Annotated in this window: 3 protein-coding genes and 1 pseudogene; 2 read left to right on the top strand and 2 right to left on the bottom strand. The window is 68.8% G+C overall.

Going from position 1 to position 2,683, the window contains the following annotated elements; genetic code table 11:
• The first annotated feature begins 97 nt into the window (after positions 1 to 97).
• Positions 98 to 550 (top strand): DUF4265 domain-containing protein, encoded by a 453-nt coding sequence (locus QMF80_RS38535; protein WP_502963008.1) that lies wholly within the window; start codon positions 98 to 100, stop codon positions 548 to 550.
• Between the two features lie 50 nt (positions 551 to 600).
• Here the strand turns inward: QMF80_RS38535 and QMF80_RS37770 are convergent, their stop codons facing one another.
• Entirely contained in the window at positions 601 to 1,293 is a 693-nt protein-coding gene (locus QMF80_RS37770) for a TetR/AcrR family transcriptional regulator (protein ID WP_283461941.1), read from the bottom strand.
• 53 nt (positions 1,294 to 1,346) lie between these two features.
• On the opposite strand from QMF80_RS37770, the gene QMF80_RS37765 reads away from it, so the two are divergent.
• Entirely contained in the window at positions 1,347 to 2,465 is a 1,119-nt protein-coding gene (locus QMF80_RS37765) for an FAD-dependent oxidoreductase (protein ID WP_283461939.1), read from the top strand.
• A gap of 91 nt (positions 2,466 to 2,556) precedes the next feature.
• Here the strand turns inward: QMF80_RS37765 and QMF80_RS37760 are convergent.
• A pseudogene (locus QMF80_RS37760) lies at positions 2,557 to 2,683 on the bottom strand (IS630 family transposase); the annotation flags it as partial.

Genomic DNA, 2,683 nt, shown 5'->3' with positions numbered 1-2,683 from the left:
CCTTGCGGGCCTCGACCGCCAGACGCGTCGCGCGCTCACGCAGTTCGTCGGGGTATTTACGGGGAGCAGCCATGATCGGCATCCTTCCGGGTCTTCGATGTCTCCATCAAACCCGGGGCGATTCACCATCAATCGCCACGAGTGCGCAAGCTTCGATGGCAGGAAACTACGGTCCGTCAGACTTCAGTGGCAATCCGACGAGATTCGTTGCGAGGGAGCACCCCGTGGAGCTCTAGGCGCTCCACCACTCCTCCGTGCCGCAACCGATTTCGTGGCCTCAGGTAACTGCACGATTCGGGTAGTGCCCGTTCCGTCCGGTCCATTGGGCCGCAGCGCGCGGGCCGTGCACCAACGCCTATCGGTATTCGGTCTCGGCGGTGAGGTCTTCAGCACGGAGTTCCCCATGGCCGCCTTCACGGCACCGTCCGGCGCCGACTTCGCCGGGATCACGAGGCTGCTGGAGCAGGGGGAGGAAGAAGGATGGTATGCCGCTTTGCAGACCTGCCGGGACTGGGCAGCTCGAATGGGACCAAACCCCTCCTCCGGGTGATTACACAGTCCGGCGCGATCCCCTCGATCACTTTCGGCAAGAGCTGAGCGTCACGCCGACGGCCCGGTGAGCTTGGCGGCCACGGCGTCGAGGACCCAGTCCAGGCCGATTGCGAAGGATGTCTGGGCGTCCACGTCCGCGCCGTCGTACACGGCCTTGGACAGTGCCGGGAAGCGGCCCGTGGCCAACATGCTCGTCACATGCGGGCCGTGGGCGCGCTGCCAGTCGTGCTTGGGCAGGCCCGTGGCGCGCTCGGCCCGCAGGTTCGCGATCTCGCGCCTGATCGCACCAATGAAGTAGGCGCTGACAGTCTCCACGGCGCGCATGACGGTGTCGACATCGGTGAGGCCGTCGAGGGCGGCCAGCGTGGCCTCGGTCACGGCGAGGCCGTTCGGGCCCAGGGCCGGGCGGCCGCCGAGCAGGTCGGCCAGCCATTCGTGACGGAGAGCGGCCTGCCTGGTGCGATGGGCGAGGGCGCGCAGCGCCTCCCGCCAGTCACCGGGCTGCTCCTCGGGGAGAATCTCGGCCTGGACCTCGTCCACCATGAGGTCGAACAGCTCCTCCTTGGTGGAGATGTATCTGTACAGCCGCATCGGACCGGCGTCCAGGCGGGCCGCGACCCTGCGCACCGAGACCGCCTCCAGCCCACCCTCGTCGGCCAGCGCGATGGCGGCGGCGACAATCCGCTCCCGGTCGAGCGGCACGGGGCGAGTCGGCGGCTCCGGCCGGTCCCAGACAGTCATGCTCCCACCGTACCGTTGCGATACACCGTCTACGAGCAATACAGTGTAGCGCCATGAGACAACGCATCGCAGTGGTCGGAAGCGGTCCCGCCGGCCTTACCTTCGCCCGTGTCCTGCACCGACACGGCCACCCCGTCACCGTCCTCGAACGCGATCCCGCCCCCGACACCCGCCCCCCGGGCGGCACGCTGGACCTTCAGGAAGGGCTGGGCCAGCTCGCGCTGGACAAGGCGGGGCTGCTGGCGGAGTTCCAGGCGCTGTCTCGTCCCGAGGGGCAGGCCATGCGCATCCTGGACACGGCCGGGACCGTCCTGCGCGACTGGCGGCCCCGTCCAGATGACCGGGCCAATCCCGAGATCGACCGCGGACAACTCCGCGACCTGCTGCTCGGCCCTCTCGACGTCCAGTGGGGTCGGGGCGTAACGCAGGTGGTACCGGGGACCCGGGACGGCGTACTGGTCCACTTCGCGGACGGGCGACAGGAGACGTTCGACCTCGTGGTCGGCGCGGACGGCGCCTGGTCCCGGATCCGCCCGGCAGTCTCGCCGGCGACGCCGCACTACACCGGCGTCACCTATGTCGAGACCTCCCTCGACGATGTCGACACCCGACACCCCGGCCTCGCCCGGCTGATCGGCGACGGTTCCATGGCTGTGTACGGCGTGAACCGAGCTCTCGTCGCCCAGCGCAACAGCGGCGGCCACGTCAAGGTGTACGCCCAGTTCCGCGCGCCGCTGGACTGGCACACGAACCTGGACCTGGCCGACGTCGAGGTCGTGCGATCAAGCCTGCTGTCACTGTTCGACGGCTGGGCCGCTCCCGTCCTCGACCTCCTCCGCCACGGCGTCGCTTTCGTCCACCGTCCGCTTTACGTCCTGCCCGTGTCCCACACCTGGACCCACGTCCCCGGGGTAACGCTCATGGGCGACGCCGCCCACCTGATGCCCCCCTTGGGGGCGGGCGCGAACCTCGCGATGCTGGAAGGCGCCGAACTCGCCGAGTCCATCGCCACCCGCCCTGAAGATCTGGACGAGGTCGTCCGCGCCTTCGAGGAACAGATGTGGGCACGGGCCGACAGGTGGGCGAAGATCACGACGGCCGGTCTGGAACGCCTCGTGAGCCCGGACCCCGCCGAAGCCCTCGCACTCTTCGACCAAGTCCAGCCATCCTGACCGCCAAGCACGAGAGCACCAGCGCCAACGGCTCGCCACGGCTTCACGGGACAGTACGGCGCCGCCGCCGTCCCTCCCGGCAAAACCACCGTTACTGAGGTTGTAGGCGTGGTGTCGTGGGTGTGAGGCCGGTCGCGGCGAGGCATCCGTCGATGATGTCGCTGCGGTATTGGATCTGACGGAGGCCATGTCGGAGTCGGCGGATGAGGTGGTCTGGG

This window comes from Streptomyces sp. G-G2 (assembly GCF_030063135.1).
Classification (GTDB): Bacteria; Actinomycetota; Actinomycetes; order Streptomycetales; family Streptomycetaceae; genus Streptomyces.
Note: the sequence above shows the minus strand (reverse complement) of the source record. Positions and strands in the feature narration are given on the sequence as shown.

Excerpts from the sequence above, each read along its gene's own strand:
- QMF80_RS38535 (WP_502963008.1), top strand. The coding sequence starts at position 98 with ATGTCTCCATCAAACCCGGGGCGATTCACCATCAATCGCCACGAGTGC.
- QMF80_RS37770 (WP_283461941.1), bottom strand. The coding sequence starts at position 1,293 with ATGACTGTCTGGGACCGGCCGGAGCCGCCGACTCGCCCCGTGCCGCTC.
- QMF80_RS37765 (WP_283461939.1), top strand. The coding sequence starts at position 1,347 with ATGAGACAACGCATCGCAGTGGTCGGAAGCGGTCCCGCCGGCCTTACC.